This is a genomic window from Streptomyces sp. SLBN-31, assembly GCF_006715395.1.
GTDB lineage: Bacteria > Actinomycetota > Actinomycetes > Streptomycetales > Streptomycetaceae > Streptomyces.
Genome location: NZ_VFNC01000001.1, coordinates 4,060,376 through 4,079,857, shown reverse-complemented (window position 1 = coordinate 4,079,857; position 19,482 = coordinate 4,060,376). Strand labels below are relative to the sequence as shown.

Annotated in this window: 16 protein-coding genes; 9 read left to right on the top strand and 7 right to left on the bottom strand. The window is 70.6% G+C overall.

Annotated features, from left to right (window positions below; genetic code table 11):
- The first annotated feature begins 82 nt into the window (after positions 1-82).
- Entirely contained in the window at positions 83-1,276 is a 1,194-nt protein-coding gene (locus tag FBY22_RS18990; RefSeq protein ID WP_142147012.1) for an RNA-guided endonuclease TnpB family protein, read from the top strand.
- A 30-nt stretch (positions 1,277-1,306) separates the two neighbouring features.
- On the opposite strand, the gene FBY22_RS18985 is transcribed toward FBY22_RS18990, so the two are convergent.
- On the bottom strand, positions 1,307-2,086 hold the full coding sequence (locus tag FBY22_RS18985) for a phytanoyl-CoA dioxygenase family protein (RefSeq protein ID WP_160159904.1): 780 nt from the start codon (positions 2,084-2,086) through the stop codon (positions 1,307-1,309).
- Entirely contained in the window at positions 2,083-3,447 is a 1,365-nt protein-coding gene (locus FBY22_RS18980) for an SUMF1/EgtB/PvdO family nonheme iron enzyme (protein ID WP_160159903.1), read from the bottom strand. The genes FBY22_RS18985 and FBY22_RS18980 overlap by 4 nt, the downstream gene beginning before the upstream one ends.
- A gap of 429 nt (positions 3,448-3,876) precedes the next feature.
- On the opposite strand from FBY22_RS18980, the gene FBY22_RS18975 reads away from it, so the two are divergent.
- Complete coding sequence (locus tag FBY22_RS18975; RefSeq protein ID WP_142147006.1) at positions 3,877-5,205, top strand: nucleotide disphospho-sugar-binding domain-containing protein; 1,329 nt, start codon at positions 3,877-3,879, stop codon at positions 5,203-5,205.
- Positions 5,206-5,300: 95 nt separating this feature from the next.
- On the opposite strand, the gene FBY22_RS18970 is transcribed toward FBY22_RS18975, so the two are convergent.
- The gene (locus FBY22_RS18970; RefSeq protein ID WP_260844934.1) at positions 5,301-6,833 is read right to left on the bottom strand and encodes an alpha/beta hydrolase; all 1,533 of its coding nucleotides are present in this window, start codon (positions 6,831-6,833) and stop codon (positions 5,301-5,303) included.
- Positions 6,834-7,542: 709 nt separating this feature from the next.
- Between FBY22_RS18970 and rfbB the strand changes: the two genes are divergently transcribed.
- Positions 7,543-8,523 carry a dTDP-glucose 4,6-dehydratase gene (rfbB, locus tag FBY22_RS18965; RefSeq protein WP_142147003.1) on the top strand — a complete coding sequence of 327 codons (981 nt, stop codon included), beginning with the start codon at positions 7,543-7,545 and terminating at the stop codon, positions 8,521-8,523.
- On the top strand, positions 8,520-9,902 hold the full coding sequence (locus FBY22_RS18960) for an NDP-hexose 2,3-dehydratase family protein (protein ID WP_142147001.1): 1,383 nt from the start codon (positions 8,520-8,522) through the stop codon (positions 9,900-9,902). The genes rfbB and FBY22_RS18960 overlap by 4 nt, the downstream gene beginning before the upstream one ends.
- Positions 9,903-9,995: 93 nt before the next feature.
- Here the strand turns inward: FBY22_RS18960 and FBY22_RS18955 are convergent, their stop codons facing one another.
- Complete coding sequence (locus tag FBY22_RS18955) at positions 9,996-10,448, bottom strand: carboxymuconolactone decarboxylase family protein (protein ID WP_260844933.1); 453 nt, start codon at positions 10,446-10,448, stop codon at positions 9,996-9,998.
- 114 nt (positions 10,449-10,562) lie between these two features.
- A complete protein-coding gene (locus FBY22_RS18950; RefSeq protein ID WP_142146997.1) occupies positions 10,563-11,330 on the bottom strand; it encodes a gamma-glutamyl-gamma-aminobutyrate hydrolase family protein in 768 nt (255 codons plus the stop codon).
- A 227-nt stretch (positions 11,331-11,557) separates the two neighbouring features.
- Here FBY22_RS18950 and FBY22_RS18945 point away from each other — a divergent pair, with 227 nt between their 5' ends.
- The 3 genes from FBY22_RS18945 to FBY22_RS18935 all read left to right on the top strand — a co-directional run bounded on the left by FBY22_RS18945 (position 11,558) and on the right by FBY22_RS18935 (position 14,649).
- Positions 11,558-12,484: an ABC transporter ATP-binding protein gene (locus FBY22_RS18945; protein WP_142147803.1), complete on the top strand. Its 927-nt coding sequence runs from the start codon at positions 11,558-11,560 to the stop codon at positions 12,482-12,484.
- On the top strand, positions 12,481-13,320 hold the full coding sequence (locus FBY22_RS18940; RefSeq protein ID WP_260844932.1) for an ABC transporter permease: 840 nt from the start codon (positions 12,481-12,483) through the stop codon (positions 13,318-13,320). The genes FBY22_RS18945 and FBY22_RS18940 overlap by 4 nt, the downstream gene beginning before the upstream one ends.
- Before the next feature lie 144 nt (positions 13,321-13,464).
- The gene (locus FBY22_RS18935) at positions 13,465-14,649 is read left to right on the top strand and encodes a ParB N-terminal domain-containing protein (RefSeq protein ID WP_142146995.1); all 1,185 of its coding nucleotides are present in this window, start codon (positions 13,465-13,467) and stop codon (positions 14,647-14,649) included.
- Here the strand turns inward: FBY22_RS18935 and FBY22_RS18930 are convergent.
- Positions 14,638-15,486: an AraC family transcriptional regulator gene (locus tag FBY22_RS18930; RefSeq protein WP_142146993.1), complete on the bottom strand. Its 849-nt coding sequence runs from the start codon at positions 15,484-15,486 to the stop codon at positions 14,638-14,640. The genes FBY22_RS18935 and FBY22_RS18930 overlap by 12 nt on opposite strands.
- A gap of 316 nt (positions 15,487-15,802) precedes the next feature.
- Here FBY22_RS18930 and FBY22_RS18925 point away from each other — a divergent pair, with 316 nt between their 5' ends.
- Positions 15,803-16,435 carry a glyoxalase gene (locus FBY22_RS18925; RefSeq protein ID WP_142146991.1) on the top strand — a complete coding sequence of 211 codons (633 nt, stop codon included), beginning with the start codon at positions 15,803-15,805 and terminating at the stop codon, positions 16,433-16,435.
- A gap of 108 nt (positions 16,436-16,543) precedes the next feature.
- Here FBY22_RS18925 and FBY22_RS18920 read toward each other — a convergent pair whose 3' ends face one another.
- Positions 16,544-16,960: an enediyne antibiotic chromoprotein gene (locus tag FBY22_RS18920; protein WP_142146989.1), complete on the bottom strand. Its 417-nt coding sequence runs from the start codon at positions 16,958-16,960 to the stop codon at positions 16,544-16,546.
- Between the two features lie 775 nt (positions 16,961-17,735).
- Between FBY22_RS18920 and FBY22_RS18915 the strand changes: the two genes are divergently transcribed.
- Complete coding sequence (locus tag FBY22_RS18915; protein WP_142146987.1) at positions 17,736-19,478, top strand: endo-1,4-beta-xylanase; 1,743 nt, start codon at positions 17,736-17,738, stop codon at positions 19,476-19,478.
- The last annotated feature ends 4 nt before the right edge of the window (positions 19,479-19,482 follow it).

The window sequence follows — 19,482 nt, the reverse complement described above, 5'->3', positions numbered from 1 at the left end:
GCCGGTTCGCCGCCAGGGCGGAGCGGCGTCCATTTCCACGAACCGGCAGATGGCCACAAGCCGGCGTAATAGTTTGTGAGCCGTGGCCACTTTCGTGAAGCGGGCGTTCAAGTACCGCTTCTATCCGACCGATGCGCAGGCAGCCGAGCTGTCGCGCACGTTCGGATGTGTGCGGAAGGTCTACAACCTGGCCCTTGCGGCGCGCACGCAGGCGTGGGCGAGGCAGGAGCGGGTGAGCTACCACCAGACGTCGGCGATGCTGACGGCCTGGAAGAAGAGCGAGGAACTCGCCTACCTCAACGAGGTTTCCTCCGTGCCGCTCCAGCAGGCTCTGCGGCACCTTCAGACGGCGTTCACGAACTTCTTCGGCAGGCGGGCGAGGCACCCGCGGTTCAAGTCGCGGAAGAAGTCGCGGAAGTCGGCGGAGTACACCACCAGCGCATTCCGGTTCAGGGCCGGCAGGCTGACCCTGGCGAAGATGGCGGAGCCGCTGGAGATCGTGTGGTCCCGTCCCCTGCCCGAGGGTGCGTCGCCGTCTACCGTGACGGTGTCCAAGGACGCGGCCGGACGCTGGTATGTGTCCCTGCTGTGTGAGGACCCCTCCGTCCGGCCACTTCCCCCCACCCACGCGGCCGTCGGTGTCGACGTCGGCCTCGATCACCTGCTGACCCTCTCCACCGGGGAGAAGGTCTCCAACCCCCGGCACGAGCACCGCGATGGAGCCCGCCTGGCCACGGCCCAGCGGCAGCTCGCCCGCAAGGCCAAGGGGGAGGGAGCCAACCGGGCCAAGGCACGCCGGAAGGTGGCCAAGGTCTACGCCCGCATCACCGACCGCAGGCGCGACCACCTGCACAAAATCACCACTCGTCTCGTTCGTGAAAACCAAACGATCGTGATCGAGGACCTCGCCGTTCAAAACATGATGAAGAACGCCAGCCTGGCCCGCGCCATCAGCGACGCGGCCTGGTCCGATTTCCGGAGCATGCTGGAATACAAGGCCCAGTGGTACGGCCGCGCAGTGATCGCGATCGACCAATGGTTCCCCTCCTCCAAGCTGTGCTCCGCCTGCGGCAGCCTGCAGGACACGATGCCGCTCAACGTCCGCGCGTGGACGTGCGCCTGCGGCACGACCCACGACCGGGACGTGAACGCGGCGAAGAACATTCTGGCCGTCGGGCTGACGGCGTCGGTCTGTGGAGCTGATGTGAGACCTCAACGGAGTACTCCGGGCGGGCAGTCGGCGATGAAGCAGAAAACCCCACGGCGCGAGCCGTAGGACTCCCCCTCCTTCAGGAGGGGGAGGAAGTCAACGTGTGCCGGCCTCCGCTCCGGTGATCATCTTGGCGAAGTCCTCGCCCGCCCGGTGGCTGTACGCGGTGCCCGCCGAGGGCTTTTCCCCCGCGGAGTAGTACACGTACAGCGTTGCCCGGCTGGTGTCGTCCAGTACCGGGCCGGAGTGGTGGAGGATGTTGTAGGTGTGGCAGATGACGTCGCCCGCCTCGGCCTCCAGCGGAAGTCCCACCGGTTCAAGGCGGCGTGGCGGATAGCGGTGGGAGCCGGGCACCAGGACCAGGCAGCCGTTGCGCAGGGTGGCGTCGTCCAGGTAGATGCCCACGTTCACCAGGGGGGTCAGCGGCAGGTCGTGCGGGAAGTCCAGGTGCCAGTCCAGGGCACTGTAGGAGCTGCGCTTGCCGCGTTTCATCTGCCATACGGCGCCGTCGACGGCGTCCTCGAACCGCCAGGTCGGCCCGCCCAGCAGGCCGGGGCCGAGCGCGTCCAGGTTGCGTCGCTCGATCAGGTCGCGGGTGTCGGCGCAGTGCAGGGTGAAGTAGGGCAGCCGGTGCAGGGTCGCCCGGCCGTTCTCGTCGTAGGAGGGTTTGATGACCTGGTCGCGGTGTTCGGCCGGCACGTTGCCGGCGAGGGTGTCGCGTTCCAGGCGCTGGGCGTCGCGTTTGATGAGGTCCACGTCGTGGGCGTCGAAGATGCCGCGGTAGATGACGAAGCCGTACTGCTCGTAGAAGGCGCGTTGTTCGGCCGTCACCGTGCCGTCGTAGCCAAAGCGGGGAATGCGCTGCGGGGAGCTCACCGGATCACTCCTCGGAAGCCGATCTCGTTGTGCCGGTCGGTGAAGAGGTCCTTGCCGCGGAAGTATGCCGTGACCTGCTCGCGCATGGAGGTCCACGCGCCGCCCCGGATGACCACTGAGGTCTCCTCGGCGGTGGCCCATTCGGTGCGGGGCCGGCCGGAGATCATCGGCTTCATGCGGTCGCGGGTGAAGAAGTTGGTGTCCGTCCACTCCCAGCAGTTGCCGACCAGGTCCGCCACGCCGTAGCTGCTGACGTTCTTGGGGTGGGAGCCGACCGGGACGGTGGTGACGGCCGGGGTTTCCTCGTCGAAGGTGCTCAGGGTGTCGCGCCAGTGCTCCAGGTTCTTCGCCTCGCCGAAGGAGGCGCCGAACCAGCGCAGGGCGTCGGGGTCGAAGTCATCGCCCCACGGGTACAGGGAGCCGTTCTCGCCGCGGGCGGCCTTCTCCCATTCCAGTTCGGTGGGCAGCCGTTTGCCGATGTGCGCGAGGTAGGCGTAGGCGTCGTACCAGTCGACGCCGGTGGCGGGGTGGTCGGGGCCGAACCGGGCGTCGCCGGTGATGCCGCGGCGGTGGTCCTTGTCCTCGGGCTCGTCGGGGTGGCACAGGGCGTGCTCGGCGGCCAGCGGGCCGTTCGCCCAGGCGTCGTACTCGGCGTTGGTCACCGGGTGGCGGTCGATGAGGAAGTCGGGCAGGTGGCGGCGCTGGCGGGGCACGGCGTCGTCCACGTCGTACAGCGGATGGACGACGTCGTCGATGCCGATGCCGACGACGAAGTCGCCGGCCGGGATGAGGACCATGCCCTCGGGGACGGGGCGGGGCAGGTTGGGCGGGTCGTAGTCCCAGTGTTCGCCCAGTGCGCACTCCTCGGGCAGCTGGCCGGTGCGGGTGTGCTCCCGCTCGATTTCAAGGCGGGCCGCGCGGTCCTCGGCGCCGAGGATGGCGTCCATCGCCTTGGCCACGACGGCGGCGCCGATGCCGACCGGCTTGGTGCTGCGCAGCAGGCCGGCCTCGGCCGGTCCGGTGATGTGCAGCAGCTCCTCATAAGCCTCGCCGATGCGGTGGCGGCCGGCGATCTTCGCGGCGGTGAACACGACGAAGTCCTCGTCGTCGCCGAGCAGCCAGACCAGGAATTCCCGCGCCGCGGGCAGCGTGGCCATAAACGGCTCGACGCCCTCGAGAACCGTCAGGCGGACATCCGCACGGGGGTGGGTCGCCGCCATCGCACAGAGTTCTTCGATGACCATGGGGTGGCGAAGCGCCGCGATCGCCTCGCGCAGTTCGGCGCGTTCTTCACCGGTCAGCGGTTCGCGTGATGTCTGCCAGACCTCCGGGGCCAGAAAACGTTCGACCAGCCCGTTCACATTCTTCTGCTCGACGGCAAAACGTTCGTAACTCCACCTGTGCACTGATCCCACCTCGATTGCCACGACTCAGATATCCCTGGGCCAAAAACCCTGGCCTGTGGAGGGTGATGTCACCCTCCACAGGCCACGAGAGCGCCCTGATCAGGCAGCCCACTTGAAGTACTTACCGGCCGGACGGACACCGCCCTTACGCTGCGAGCGCAGAGCGTTCCACTGGCGAAGCGTCTTCATCTGATTCACCTCCCGAAGCTGTATCGGCAATCGAGTGCATTGACGATCGCGTCGGGTGCTCCGCTGTGTCAAGTTCATGGTTTTTCAAGGGTGTTGGTCGAGCGGTTCTGCTTGTTCAACTGCCGAGGCGCTCCGGTTGAACAAGCCGGGCGGGGAAGAGAATTCACCTATCCCCGATTGGGAAAGGAGTGCGTTGTGCGAGTTCTCGTCGTGCCGTTTCCGTGGAAGGCGCACGTGTTCAATCTGGTGCCGCTGGCGTGGTCGCTGCGCACGGCCGGGCACGAGGTGCGGGTGGCCTGCTGGCCGGATCTGCTGGACGCCGTCACCTCGGCCGGGCTGACCGCCGTGGCCGTCGGTCCCGGCGAGACGGCACAGGTGCGCACCCAGCGCGACCGGCGCCAGAGCTCCGACCGCGCCGCCGCCGCGCAGCGGGCCCCGCAGCAGGGCCTGGAGGCGCTGTTCGACATACGGCCGGGCCGTGAGCGGCTGGGCTGGGAGCAGGCGACGCGGGTCTTCGAGGACCTGGTGCTGCCGCAGGCGCGGCGCTCCAACGACTCGATGATGGACGACCTCGTCGCCGCCGCCCGCGCCTGGCGGCCGGATCTGGTGCTGTGGGGCGCCAAGGCGTTCGCCGGCGCGGTGGCCGCCGAGGCCGTGGGCGCCGCGCACGCCCGGGTGTTGTACTCCGTCGACGTCTACACCCGGATGCGGGAGGACTTCCTGCACGCCCAGGCCGGCCGGCCGCCCGGGCAGCGCACCGACGCGCTGCGGCAGTGGCTGGAGGGCTGGGCGGGCCGGTTCGGGGTGCCCTTCGCCGAGGACCTGGTGGGCGGCCAGTTCACCATCGCCCCGCTGCCCGGGGCGTTTAGGCCCGATGCCTCGGCGAGCACCCTGCCCGTGCAGTTCGTCCCCTACAACGGCCCGGCCGTCGTGCCCGAATGGCTCACGAAGCCGCCCGCGGCGCCGGCGGCGCCGCGGGTTTTGATGACGTTCGGCGACTCCGTCGACGACGTCCAGGCCCGGCTGCCGCTGCCCGTCGAGCGCCTGCGGCAGATCCTGCAGGCGGTGGCAGGGCTGGAGATGGAGCTGGTGCTGGCGTTGCCGGCGAACGCCCGGCGGGAGGTGGGCGAGGTGCCGGCCAACACCCGGCTGGTGGACTCCGTTCCGCTGGCGGAGGTGCTGCCGACGTGTACGGCTGTGGTGCATCACGGCGGCACCTGGTCCTTCGGCTGCGCGCTGCGCCACGGGGTGCCGCAGCTGCTGATCAGCCGGGCGTTCGACGCCCCGCTGAAGTTCGCCTGCCTTCAGGCCTCGGGCGCGGGGCTGGCGATGACGCCTGCCCAGGCGGACGGGCCGGCGGTGCGGGCCGCGCTCGTGCGGCTGCTGGACGATCCGGCCGTGCGGGCGAACGCGGTGCGGCTGCGCGAGGAGATGCTGGCGCTGCCCTCGCCCAACGAGCTGGCGCTCACCCTTGAAGGCCTGGCCGCCGCCCGCCGGGCCGGCCCGGTGCCCGCCGGACGCTGACGGGAGGGGGCGGGCACGGCGCCGGGACGGGGGATGCGCGAAAGGGGGCCCCGCGTGAGGGTTCACGCGGGGCCCCCCTTTTCGGGCGGGGTGGGTCAGGACGCGGGCACCGGATCGTTGGATGCCTGGCAGACGGCGTCGATGCCCTTCTTGGAGGCGGGGCGGGTGCCGTCCCGGAAGAAGTCACCGACGTAGGTGTTCAGGCAGGGGTTGTTGTTGGCCGACAGCGCCGCGCCGACGTTGTGGCCGCCCTTTTCCAGTACCAGGCGGGAGTTGGGGAACAGCTTGTGCGTCTCGACGGCGCCGGCCACCCCGTGCGCGGTGTCGTACTGCGGCTGCACCAGCAGGACGTCGACCTGGTCGTTGCCGACCTTCATCGGCGTCTTCGGCGCGGGCTGCGGCCAGAACGCGCACGGCGCGCTGTACCAGGCGTTGGTCCACGTCAAAAAGCGGCTGCCGGCGTTGTACTGGCGGGTGTAGTCCTGGTGCCAGCGCTTCCAGTTCAGCGGCCAGGGGCCGTCGGTGCAGTTGGCGGCGTCGTTCATGGCCTGCCGGTTCTGGTGCGGGAAGCCGGGCAGGGTCCAGGTGGCCCGCAGCGAGGTCGGGTCCTTTCGCACCACGTAGTCGGAGAGCACCTTGGCGCGCGAGAGCCAGGTCCAGCTGCGGTAGACGACCGGCTCGAAGACGTCCGCCCATTCCGCCGCGCCGATCCTGCCGTCCAGGGGGGCGGCGGCGAGCGCGTCCTGCGCGGCGTAGTACTCCGCCTCGACCTCGGCCTCGGTGGTGCCCAGGTGGTAGACGGTGTCGTACTGGGCGACCCAGGCGAAGAAGATCTGGGCGTTGCGCTCGGTCAGCACGTTCTTGCGCAGGCTGTTGCGGTATCCCACGCCGCTGGGGCGCACCACGCTGTCCAGCACCATCCGCTGCAGGTGGTCGGGGAAGAGCGTGGCGTAGACGGAGCCGAGGTAGGTGCCCCAGTCGGTGCCGAAGTAGGTGATCTTCTCCTGGCCGAGGGCGATCCGCATCCGGTCCAGGTCACGGGCGGCGTCCTCGGTGCTCAGGTGCGCCAGGACGTCGCCGTACTTCTCCTGGCAGCTGGCGGCGTAGGAGCGGGCCAGGGTGACCCACTGCTGCTCGTCGGCGGCGGTGGCGGGCACCGGGTTCGGCAGCGCGTGCCCGGGGTCGACGTAGTCGGTGTCGCAGACCAGGGCGGGCTCGCTGGCGCCGACGCCGCGCGGGTCGAAGCCGATCCAGTCGTAGGCGGTGCCGACGTCCTTGGCCAGCCCGGTGGTGCCGGTGGCGTACCGGGTGGGCAGGTCGCGGCCGATGCCGCCGGGCCACTGGCCGCGGTTGAGGATGACGACGCCCTTGTAGTCGCTGTCGGGGACGGTGTGCTTGGCCCGGGTCAGCGCCAGGCTGATCTGCCGGCCCTCGGGGTGGTCGTAGTCGAGCGGCACCTGCACGGTGCCGCACTCCAGGCCCTTGAGCAGGTTGCCGAGGACCGGGTCGCTGCCCGGACACGGCACCCAGTCGATACTGCCCGCCGCCACGGCGGCCCCGTCGTTCGCCGCCGCGACCGGGACGACGGCCGAGCCCAGCAGCGCGGCCGCCATGACCGGTATGGCCAACGCAATCCTTCTCACGTGATTTCCCCTCCTAGTTCAGCGCGCTCGCAGCGTGGCACCGGCCTGTCGGCTCACGCTCGAAGCCGTCTGGAAACCGGCTTGAGAACAGGCGGCGGACCTGCCACGGCCTGGAAGGAAGGGGAGATCAGGACCGGGCCGCACCCTGCGGCGGACCTGGCGACGGCCCGCAAGCGGTGCGGCCCGGCCCGGCAGCGCGCCGCACACCGACGCGCACTACCGCGCCGGCTTCCACGTCGCCCTGCCTTGGGGTAGCTGAGGAGCCGTCCGGCCACCACAGCCGACCACCGCAGCCGGCCGCCCCTTTGAAGCCGTCGAGCCCGTCTCAAGAGGGTTTCGAGGGCGGCCGTCCACGCTCACGAGCAGGACGGGCGTGAACTCAAAGGGCCGCCCCGGCACAGGGAGAGCGATGAGCGGGCACACCGACACCGACACCGGTCCGGGCGGCACGCACAAGACCGGCACTGCCCGCCCCGGGCAGCCGGCACCACGCCCCTCATCCCACCCGACGCGGCGACGCGACGACGGCAACGGCCGGCGGCGTGCCGGCGATGCCCGGCCAAAAACAGGTCCCGGCAGCCGCCCGCCGCGCGGGCCCCGCCGGCCGGCAGGGCCCGCGGCGCCCCTGCCGCCCCCTCGAGACAAGGGAAAAGGACATGCTTCGAGCGTGGAATTCGGATTGCGATGTGGTCACGTGAAAATCCTCGTCACCGGCGGCGCCGGATTCATCGGCTCGCATTACGTCAGGACCATGCTCGAGGGGGGCTATCCGGGTTTCGAGGAGGCGCACGTCACCGTCCTGGACGCGCTGACCTACGCGGGCAACCGTGACAACCTCCCCGCCGCCCACCCCCGGCTGACCTTCGTCCACGGCGACATCCTCGACCGGACGCTGCTGGGCGACGTCCTTCACGGCCAGGACGCGGTGGTGCACTTCGCCGCCGAGAGCCACGTGGACCGCTCCATCGCCAGCGGCGCGGCGTTCGTGCGCACCAACGTCGAGGGCACCCAGGCCCTGCTGGAGGCCTGCCTGGCGGTGGGCGTGGAGCGGGTGGTGCACATCTCCACCGACGAGGTGTACGGCTCCATCGAGCACGGCGCGTGGACCGAGCAGTCCCCGCTGCTGCCCAACTCCCCCTACGCCGCCTCCAAGGCGGCCTCCGACCTGATCGCCCTGGCCTACGTGCGCACCCACAAGCTGAACGTCTCCGTCACCCGCTGCTCCAACAACTACGGCCCCCACCAGCACCCGGAGAAGTTCATCCCGCTCGCCGTCACCCACCTGCTCGAAGGGCGCCCGATCCCCGTCTACGGCGACGGCGGGCAGGTCCGCGAGTGGCTGCACGTGGACGACCACTGCCGTGCGGTGCAGCGGGTGCTGACCGACGGCCGGGCGGGCGAGGCCTACAACATCGGCGCCGGCACGGCGGTGACCAACCTGCAGCTGGCCCACAAGATCGCCGACCTGCTCGGGGCGGGCCCGGAGATGATCCGGCACGTCGGCGACCGCAAGGGCCACGACCGGCGCTACGCCCTGGACCAGAGCCGCATCGAAGAGGAGCTGGGCCACCGGCCGCTGACCGGATTCGACGCCGGACTGGCCGACACCGTCGCCTGGTACCGGGACAACCCCCAGTGGTGGAAGCCGCTGAAGGAAGGCGGTGGTCGGCCGTGAGCGCCCCCACCCTGCTCGTCCCGCGCACCCGGGCGGGAATCGCCGAACGCCTGGCCCTGTCGGCCGCAACGCCCCAGGGCGTGCACACCCAGACCTCGCTGGTGCCGGGCTGGCTGGCCCAGCAGCGCCGCTCCGTCGGGGCGGTGGTGCGGCGGATCCCGTTCGCCGAGCTCGACCACTGGTCCTTCACCCCCGACACCGGAAACCTCGGGCACGACAGCGGACGGTTCTTCACCATCGAGGGACTGCACGTGACCCGGCCGGAAGCCGAGTGGCAGCAGCCCATCATCGTGCAGCCGGAGATCGGCATCCTGGGCATCCTGGCCAAGGAGTTCGACGGCGTCCTGCACTTTTTGATGCAGGCCAAGATGGAGCCCGGCAACCCCAACCTGGTGCAGCTCTCCCCCACCGTGCAGGCCACCCGCAGCAACTACACCAAGGCCCACGGCGGCATGGAGGTGCAGTACCTGGAGCACTTCCTCGCCCCCCGCCGCGAGCAGGTCCTCACCGACGTCCTGCAGTCCGAGCACGGCGCCTGGTTCTTCCAAAAACGCAACCGCAACATGATCGTCGAGGTCGAGGAGGACATCCCCGTCCACGACGCGTTCTGCTGGCTCACCCTCGGCCAGATCCTTGAGCTGCTGCGCCTGGACAACGTCGTGAACATGGACGCCCGCACCGTGCTCGCCAGCGCCCCGGCGGTACCGTCCGAGACCCGGGCCCTGTCCTCGGACGCGGACCTGCTGGCCTGGTTCACCGGGGAACGCACCCGGCACGACGTCCGCGCCCGCCTCATGCCGCTGCGCGAGATCAGCGGATGGCAGACCGGCGAGCACGCCGTCAGCCGCACCGACGACCGGTTCTTTAGGGTGGTGGCGGTCTCCGTCGAGGGCGCCGGCCGCGAGGTGGCCGGCTGGAGTCAGCCCATCATCGAACCCGTCGAGCGCGGCGTGGTCGGCTTCGCCTACCGCCTCTTCGACGGCGTCCCGCACGTCCTGGCGCACGCCCTGGTGGAGGGCGGCTTCCTGGACACCGTCGAACTCGCCCCGACCGTACAGTGCGTGCCGTCCAACTACGCCCCCCTGCCCGCCGGGGACCGCCCGCGCTTCTTGGACGTGATGCTGGACGCCCCGCCCGAGCGGGTGCGCTACTCCACGGTGCACTCCGAGGAGGGCGGCCGCTTCCTCAACGCCGAGAGCCGCTACCTGATCGTGGAGACCGACGAGGCCACCACCCCCACCCAGCCGCCCCCCGGCTACCACTGGGTCACCCCCGGCCAGCTCAACTGGCTCGCCGCGCACAGCCGTTACGTCAACGTCCAGGCCAGGACCCTGCTCGCCGTCCTGGACGCCGCCCTGCGTCAGACCACCGCACCCTGAACGAGCCCGGGGTTTTCCCCGCGCGCATGACATCAGGCCCTGTCCGGGAGACCGCCTCCGGACAGGGCCTGATGAGTTTCGGGCGCGGCGGCTCTACGGCGCCGGGGTGAGCCGGCTGGTCATCGGCTTCCACGTCTTGGGGTTGATGCGCCAGTCCACCGCCTCCTGCTTGGTGACGACGTTGACCCGGTTCCACAGGTTGACCAGCCCGATGTGCAGGACCACCGCGGCCAGCTGCACCTGGTTCCAGTGCCGGGCGGCCTCCTCCCAGACCTCGTCCGAGACCGGGTCCGTCACGCCGTCGATGCGGGTGGCGGCCTCGGCCAGCGCCAGCAGGGAGCGTTCGGCGTCGGTGAAGCAGCTCTGCTCCCGCCAGGTCTCCACCACCGGCAGACGGCGGTCCTCCTCCCCCGCGTCCTCGAACTCCTGGGGCTTGGTGGGCAGGTGGACCGTGCGGCCGTTGATCTGGCTCACCCTGAGGTGGACCAGCACCAGCGTGGCCAGGGGCACGCCGACGCTGTTGACGGCCTTGACCAGCGCGCGCATGGGCGGAAGAACGTCGGGAACCACCAACGAGGGATTCGGCATCCGCGGCGACATAATGCTCCTTCACAAGAGGGGTTTTCGAAAAATCAGTCTGACCTCATCGGCCGCCTTTTCTCAATGAATCGACATTGCGGCGGCCGGCTCTTTCCGCAGGTTTGCGGCGGCGTGTGCGAGGGCGTGGTGGAGTCGTTTGTCGGGCGTCTGCCCGCATTCCCATTGCACGCCGACCGCGAAGGGATGGCCTACGACCTCGAGGGCCTCGACGGTGCCGTCCGCTGTCCGTGCGGTGACCGCGAGGCCGCTGCCGATCCGGTCCACCGCCTGGTGGTGGTGGCAGGCCGTGTGCTCCTCGTCGCCGTGAAGGACGGCGGCGATCTGGCTGCCGGGCAGCAGTGTCAGCGGCTGGCGGCCCAGGGTGAACGAGGCGGTGCGCGGCCGGTGGCCGTCGTGGCCGGTGACGTCCGACAGGTGCTGGTGCAGGGTGCCGCCGTGCAGCACGTTGAGCGCCTGCATGCCCCGGCAGATCGCCAGCACGGGGAGGCCGGCGTCCAACGCCGCCCGCAGCACGGCCAGTTCGACACGGTCGGCGTCCGGGCTCATCGCCCGGGTCGCGGGGTGGGCGGCCGCGCCGTACAGCGCCGGGTCCAGGTCCGGGCCGCCGGGCACGAGCAGTGCGTCGAGCCGGCCGATGAGCTCCCGGGCCCCCTGAACCAGCGGCAGCAGCACCGGGACGGCGCCCGCCTCGGCCAAGAAGGCCACGTGCGCGTTGAGGGCCAGGGCGACTAGGAGGTCACTGTCCTGGAGGGTGACCGGCGCGGTGCGCGCGCAGATCCCGATCACCGGCCGCCGGGGACGCGCCGGAGCGTTCGTGTCTGAATTCATGACCGCCCTTGTAGGATTTTCGGGTTCAACCGAGGAAAGTAAGCAGATGAAACACGCGCTTTGCCGGATGGGCCGAGCTGTTCAAAATATCCGGGGCGGCAGGCGCGGGCCATCGTTCACGGGCCGCTCCAGGCGGCGACTACTGAACAGATAGCGATCCTGCTATCACAGGGGGCCGGGGATTTTGCCCCAGCGAAGTACTCGCAGGCCATTCAACCGAGGTGACCATGATCGAGGCCAAGAACCTCACCAAACGCTACGGCGACAAGACCGCCGTGAACGACTTGTCGTTCACGGTCGAGCCCGGCCGGGTCACCGGCTTCCTGGGCCCCAACGGCGCAGGCAAGTCCACCACGATGCGACTGCTGCTGGGCCTGGACCGGCCCGACGCCGGCACCGCCACCGTCAACGGGGTGGCCTACCGTGATTTGGCCCGGCCGCTGCGGGTGGTGGGGGCGCTGCTGGAGGCGCGCGCCGTGCACACCGGCCGCAGCGCCTATGACCATCTGCTGTGCCTGGCGCAGACCCAGGGCATCGGCCGGCGCCGGGTGGGTGAGGTCATCGAGCAGGTGGGGCTGGCCTCGGTGGCCCGCAAGCGGGCGGGCGGCTTCTCCCTCGGCATGGGCCAGCGGCTCGGTATCGCCGCCGCGCTGCTGGGGGATCCGGCCGCGCTGGTTTTGGACGAGCCCGTCAACGGCCTGGATCCCGAGGGCATCTTGTGGATCCGCAACCTGATGAAGTCCCTCGCGGCCGAGGGCCGCGCGGTGTTCGTCTCCAGTCATCTGATGAACGAGATGGCCGTCACCGCCGACCATCTCATCGTCATCGGACGGGGCCGGCTCGTCGCGGACTGCTCCACCGAGGAGTTCATCGAGCGCAGCACCGAGCGCTCCGTCCTCATCCGCACCCCCGACGGGCAGCAGCTGGCCGAACTCCTTGAGCGGCAGGGCGCCACCGTCACCCGCACCGACGACGGCGACCTGGACGTCACCGGGATCGAGGCGCCGCGGATCGCCGAACTCGCCGCCGCCGAGAAGCTGGTGCTGCACGAGCTGTCGACCAGGCGCGGCTCGTTGGAGGAGGCCTTCATGGAACTGACCAAGGACGCCGTCGAGTACGACGCCGGCCTGCCCGCCGCCGGAGGTGTGAAGTGAGTGCCACAACCGCTCCCCTGGCCGCGCAGGGCCGGGCAACCGGCGAGCGCAGGCAGGGTTTCGGGAACCTGATGCTCTCGGAGTGGACGAAGATCCGCTCGGTGCGCTCCACCGTGTGGTCGCTGGCCATCCTCATCGTGCTCACCCTGGTGTTCACCGCGCTGTTCATGAAGATGGGCATCGCCAACTGGGACAAGACCTCCCCCGCCCAGCGGGCCGAGATGCGGCTGGACCCGACCGGCACCATCCTGGGCAGCGGCATCCTGCTCAGCCAGCTGGCCGTGTGCGTGCTGGGCGTGATGGCGATCGCCTCCGAGTACTCCACCGGCATGATCCGCGCCAGCCTGCTCGCCGTGCCCCGGCGGGTGCCCGTCCTGGCCGCCAAGGCCACGGTGTTCGCACTGCTGGTGCTTGCGGTGGGCGAGGTGACCGCGTTCGGCTCCTTCTTCCTGGGCGCGCCGATCCTGCATGACAAGGCGCCGGTCGCCCTCGGCGATGCGGGGGTCCTGCGGGCCGTGGTGGGCTGCGGCCTCTACCTCGCCCTGCTCGGCCTGTTCGCGCTCGCCGCCGGCGCCCTCATCCGGCACACCGCGGCCAGCATCACCGTCGTCGTCGGCTTCGTCCTGGTCATCACCCCGATGACGGACCTGCTGCCCGGCAGCGTCGGCGAGCACATCCACGCCTGGATGCCCACCCAGGCCGGCTTCATGATCACCCAGCAGCATGCCCGCGCCGGCGATCTGCTGGGACCGTGGCAGGGCCTGGGCGTGCTCGCGCTGTGGACGGCCCTGCTGCTGGCCGCCGCGGCGGTGCAACTGCGGCGCCGGGACGCCTGATCGCCCCGCGGGCGCCCGTCCTCCCCCGGCGGGCGCCCGCGGCGGCTTTGCGTTTTCCAGGGAACGTCGACCTGCTCTCCACTGCGGCTTAAGACCCTCCTGCGAGCCTCGTCGGCAGCGGCAGCAGAGAGGGAGTCACCGAAAATGTCCCAGAGGAACGCGCAAGCCGTCTCGCTCACGAGTGCATTCAGTCTCGTCCGGACGGAGGACGCCGCATCGTCGGCGCACGGTGAATTCGACCTGACCCACTTCGAGAAACTCCCGGCGCGTGACATTTCCGTCGCCGCGCTTTCTGCCGGAGTTTCCCTGCGCCAGGGCGGAACGGACGCCGCTCATGTCCGGTTGCTCGTCGACGCCGCCGATTCGGCGGAACTTCCTCCCATTCTCGTCCAGGTCGACGGCTGCCGTGTCATCGACGGACTGCACCGGCTGGAGGCCGCCCGGCTCATGGGCGCCGGCCACATCCGGGCCCGCCTGCTGGACTGCTCCAACGCCGATGCCCTCGTCATCGCCATGAAGGCCAACGGCCTGCACGGCCTGCCGCTGTCGCGGGCCGACCGCGTCGCCGGCGCCCAGCGCCTGCTGGGCTCCCACCCCGACTGGTCCGACCGCGCCATCGCCGGCATCGCCGGGCTCAGCGCGAAGACCATCGCCGCGCTGCGCGAACGCTCCGCCATCGCCACCCCGCTGGGCGGCAAGCGCATCGGCCAGGACGGCCGGCGCCGCCCGGTGGACGCCGGTGAGGGCCGGCGGCGCGCCGCCGAGTACATCGCTGCCCACCCCGGTGCCCCGCTGCGCCAGGTCGCCCGCGCCACCGACGTCTCCCTGGGCACCGTGCACGACGTCAGCGCCCGGCTGCGGCGCGGCGAGGAACCCGAACGCACCGGGCGCCGCCCGCACCCCGAACGCCCGGCGCACATGCGGCCCGTACGGTCCGTGCCCGAGCCCGACGACGCCGCGCCGGCCGAGACGGCCGCCGACAGTACCGCCCGGATGCCGCTGCAGGTGGCCGCGGGCGCCGAGAGCGCCGCCCCGCAGCGCCGCAACCACACCGAGACCCCGCCCACCTGGGCGGCGGTGGCGGCCAAGATGGCCACCGACCCCGCCCTGCGCTACACCGCCGGCGGCCGGGAGCTGCTGCGCTGGATGCAGTCGCAGGGCACCGAACCCGGTGAGGAGGGGCGGCGGTTCGTCGACACCGTCCCCCCGCACTGGCTCGGCGTCGTCGCCCCGCTCGCCGAACACATCGGCAAGGAGTGGTGCCAGCTCGCCGAACGGCTCAAGGCCCGCCAGGAGATGTGCCGCAAGCTGTCGCCCTCAGGCCCCTGACCCCGGCGCGGCGGGCACCACCCGCAGCCGGCCCGCGCCGCCCAGGCCCGGGCCGGCCGCATCCGCGGCGGCGGCGCACCCGGGATGCGGCACCACGCTCACCGGCGGCTCCAGGCGGGGCAGCGCGAGCAGGACCGGCGGATCGGCGGGGCCGGCCGCACGCAGCCGCACCGCCGCGCTGCTGACCTCGCCGGCCGTCACGGTCACGGCCCGGGCGGCGCCCCCGACGAGCGCGGTGCGCACGGCTTGCGGATCGTGAGCGGTGCCGGCGGCCACCGCCACCGCGCGCAGATGCCAGCGCCCCTGGGGAACCCCCGGCAGGGAGTAGCAGATCGGGCGGTCACCGGGGACGTCGAGGACCGCCGAGGCGAGCGCCGGGTAGGCGAGGAGGGCCGTGGCGAAGGCCCCCACGAAAGCGCGCGCGTTGCCGTGCCCCCCGGGCAGCGAGACGGTGCCCGCCACCGAGCCGTGCAGCGGGGCCGGGCCCGGCTGCGGCCCGGGCGGCACCTCCCCCTCGCCCCGGCACAGCCGGCGGTACCGGCCGGGCGAGAGGCCGACACCGGCCGTGAAGGCATCGGCGAACGAATCCAGGCCGTCGTATCCGGCCGCACGGGAGATTTCCGTGATGCTCATCGAGGTGGCGTCGATAAGTTTCTTCGCCTCTCCGATACGGACCGCGTCAAGAAATTTCCCGGGACTCACCCCGGTCTCCTCCTTGAAGAGGCGGGAGAAATCAAAAAGGCCGAGCCCGGCGTTTTGGGCGATGTCCGCGACGGTCAGCGGATCACCGAATCGTTCGTACATGCAGGCGACCGCCGCCTCCACCATTGCGTCCATGCCTCACCTCACTGGCCGCACCACGTGCCGATCCGCTCAACAGGGTGGCGCGCGCCCGTCCTGATCCGCTAAAGGACCACTCGAAGACCGCTACAGGCCCGCGCCGGTGAAAAACCGGGCACCGAAAAGCACGCGCAGCGGGCCGGCGGCCGGCGTGACGCGGCCTCAACTGCCGGTTTCCGGCAGGCCCGCCGACTGCGGCGGCCGGCCGCACCCGCTGCCCGGGATGTGCACGCCCGCCGGCCGCCGACATCCCCCTTCCGGACGGCGTCGCATCACCCGGCTCCCCCGCATCCCCGGGACTACAGTGACCGCCATGATCTCCCTCACATCCGTCACCCTGGAGGTGGCCGACCTCGCGGCCGCCGAACGCTTCTACGCCGACGCCTTCGGGCTGGGCCCGCAATTACGGCTGCGCGCCTCCGACGCGGAGACGACCGGATTCCGCGGGTTCTCCATGTCGATCACCGTCGCCCAGCCGGCCGACGTCGACAGCTTCATCGCCTCCGCCCTCGCCGCCGGCGCCACCACGCTGAAGCCGGCCGAGAAGTCCCTGTGGGGCTACGGCGGTGTCGTCAAGGCCCCCGACGGCACCATCTGGAAGATGGCGACCAGCTCGAAGAAGAACACCGGCCCCGCCACCCGCAAGGTCGACGACCTGGTGCTGCTGCTGGGCGCCGAGGACGTCAAGGCCAGCAAGCAGTTCTACGTCGAGCAGGGCCTGTCCGTCGCCAAGAGCTTCGGCGGCAAGTACGTCGAGTTCGCCGCCGGCGACGACGCCCCCGTCAAGCTGGCCCTCTACAAGCGCAAGGGCCTGGCCAAGGACGTCGGGGTGCCCGAGGAGGGCAGCGGCTCGCACCGCATCGTGCTCGGCGGCACCGCCGGGGCCTTCACCGACCCGGACGGCTTCGCGTGGGAGACCGCGCCGGTCACCTCCGCCCAGGCCTGAAAAGACGCCCCCCGGAAGGGGCGGCCGCACACACGAACGCGCCCACCGGGCGGTGCCGGTCGCGGGCACCGCACGGTGGGCTGCCGTTTTCGAGGAAAACCGGGCGCCTCAGCCGAAGGAGATGTTCGTGCCGACCGGGCCGGTGGCGTCCAGGTAGGCGACCAGCTGGCACTGCTGCACGGCGCAGTCGACGCTCACCGACGTGCCGGTGCCGGTGCTCCAGTCGGTGGCCGTGAACTGCTTGTGCACGGTGTAGGGCGCAGTGAAGGTGCCGTCGGCGCCGACGGTGACCGTGGCCAGCGCGTCGGTGCAGGTGGTGTTCTCCCGGCACTGCGACACGGCGACCGAGGCCCCCGCCGGGAACCCGGTGCCGGTGACGGTCACGCTCTGCCCGTCGGCCAGGTTGCTGCTGGGCGAGGCGGTCACCGCGGCGGCCGCTAAGGCCGGAGCGGTGGAGATCGCAAGGGCGGACACGACGGCGAAGCCCAGCATGCCGGCCTTGGTCAGACGCGAGCTGATCTGCATGTTCGTCTCCCATGGGGTGCGAAAAAGACGGAAGCGGAAAGCGCGTTCGGTTGATCACGCCTCACCCAGAGTTGACCGGAACGCATGAGACCGGCTGGAAGCCCGCTCGAGAGGGGCTCGACTTTCGGCGCAGTGCGGGCCGCGGGTGCGGCGCGGTGCGCGCCACCGTGGCGGATCAGACCGTGTCGGCTGCCGGCCGCGCGAGGTGCCCGCCGCCCGACTGCCGCAGCACGGACCCCGGTTCAGCCCGCAGGGCAGGCAGCAGTGCGGGCAGGGGTGCGGGCAGCAGTGGGCCCCGCGCCGCACGAGTGACACGGGGCGTGAAACGACGCGATGCGCTCGTTCCGCCAGGGGCGTTTGATAAGGCGGCGAAGTTGAGTAGGTCACGGTCGCTCGAGAGGGTGGCACGTGGGATTCAATGCAGGTATGGAGAACCCCTTGTGGGACCGGCTGTCCGCGGCCGGAGAGGGCAGGAGCCTGCGATGGCACCGAGCCTGCTTGGCTTTCTCGTCAGGCGTGGTGTCGGCGTGCAGGCAGTGCATCACCTATGTCGACACCAACAGGCCCGGCGCCGATCCCGGCCCGGTCGTCATCGCCTGTCACGACCAGCGCGTCAACTCCGTACGCTCAGCCTCGCGCAGGCCGCAATGATCCGGGCCCGCTCCGCCACACGAGCTGGGACGTGCCACACAAGGCCCCGGTACCTCACGTGTGATGAACTGTGACCCGGTTTCGAGACGTTGATCTCGTCTCGAACAAGAGAGTGGGAGGGACGGTGGGCCTTGGTGGGGGGACGCGGCAGCGACTGACCGCCGTGGTGCTCGTCATGGCGGTGGCGGCCGGGTGTACGGGGCAGGGCGAAGGCGCGGGCGGCGGAATCGACGAAGACCTGCTGCGGAACCACGACTGGACGCAGATGCCGGGCACCACCGCGCGGAACGACATCCTGCGGGTCAGCGCATTGGATCGGCGCATCGTGGAGCAGGACTCCTCCGGCGGTCAGCCCAATCCCCCGCTGAACCTGGCCGGCCCGCATCTCAAGACCGATGGCGACTTCACCGTCACCGCGCACATGTCCGGTGTGGGTGACGATGACGGCGACTCATGGCTGCGGCTGTACGGACGTGTACCGGTCATCTACGACGAGTGGCGGCAGGAGCGGCCCTCACTCCGCGTCGGCGTGAGCGCTGACGGACAAGTGAAGGTACAGATATGGGACGGCGAGGGCGATGAGCCGGCCATCTCCAAGGATTTCGACTGCGGCTGCTCCGGGACGGTGACGCTCGCCGTGTCGAGCATCGGTGACACCTTCCGCGTGAAAGCCGACGGGCGGCGGCTGGGAACCGTGCAGGACCCGGGGGTGTTCGCCGAGGGCACTGTCTGGTTCGGTCTGGAGGCGGACGCGGGCGAAGACGAGCGCCGCGAGGGATGGCGTCTGACGCAGCTGATCGCGCGGGCAGAGAGCGGTGACTCGCTCCGCGTGATCGAGGCGCCGCAGCTGCGCCAGGAGCAGTTGGACGACTCGCTGCGTGCGCGGGCCGCAGACGTGGGGCGGCCGTTCGACGTCGGCGCCGCCCTGGCCGAGAACCCGCTGCTCACCGACTCACGCTATCGGGCGCTCGCGGGGAGCCAGTTCTCCATGCTCACTCCGGAGAACGCGTTCAAGCCACAGTTCCTCCACCCACGCCGGGGCGTCTACGACTTCCGCGACGCGGACCTACTCGTACGCTTCGCCCGCGCCAACGACATGAAGGTGCACGCGCACACCCTCGTCTGGCACGAGGCTCTGCCCAACTGGATGCGGGAGAACGACGACCCCGAGGAGGTGTGCCGGACCATGCTCCGGCACATCGCCATGGTCGCCGGGCACTTCAAGGGAAAGGTCGCGGAATGGGATGTGGTCAACGAGCCCATGTCCGACGACGAGAAGAGCTACACCAACGGGGATCTCGGTCTGCGCTCCGAGCAGAGCCCGTGGTTCGAGGCCATGGGCGAGGAGTACATCGACGAGGCGTTCAGGGCCGCCCACCGGGCCGATCCGAAGGCACGGCTGTTCCTCAACGAGTACGGGGTCGAGGAGGAAGGCGAGCGGTGGGACGCCCTTTACGATCTGGTCAAGCGGCTCAAGGAACGCGGCGTACCGATCGACGGCGTGGGTTTCCAGAACCATGAGTACGCACCCGGCGACCGCATCGACCCGGAGACCTTCCGCAGCCATGTGCGGGATCTGGCGGAGCTCGGGGTTCAGGCGCGGGTGTCGGAGATGGACGTCCCCATAGGTGAGGACGAGGAGGACGGGCGGCAGACCCAGGCTGATGAGATGGCGGGCAAGCTGCGGGTCTGTCTGGAGGAGCCGAACTGCACATCGTTCTCCACATGGGGATTCACCGACCGGTACGGTTCCACCGCCGACACCAAGATCTATCCTCCGCGCACGGCCGATTCCCTGCCGTGGGACGCGGCCCTGCGGCCGAAGCTGGCGTACGAGCGCTTGCTCGAGGCCTTTGACGAGGCGTGAGGAA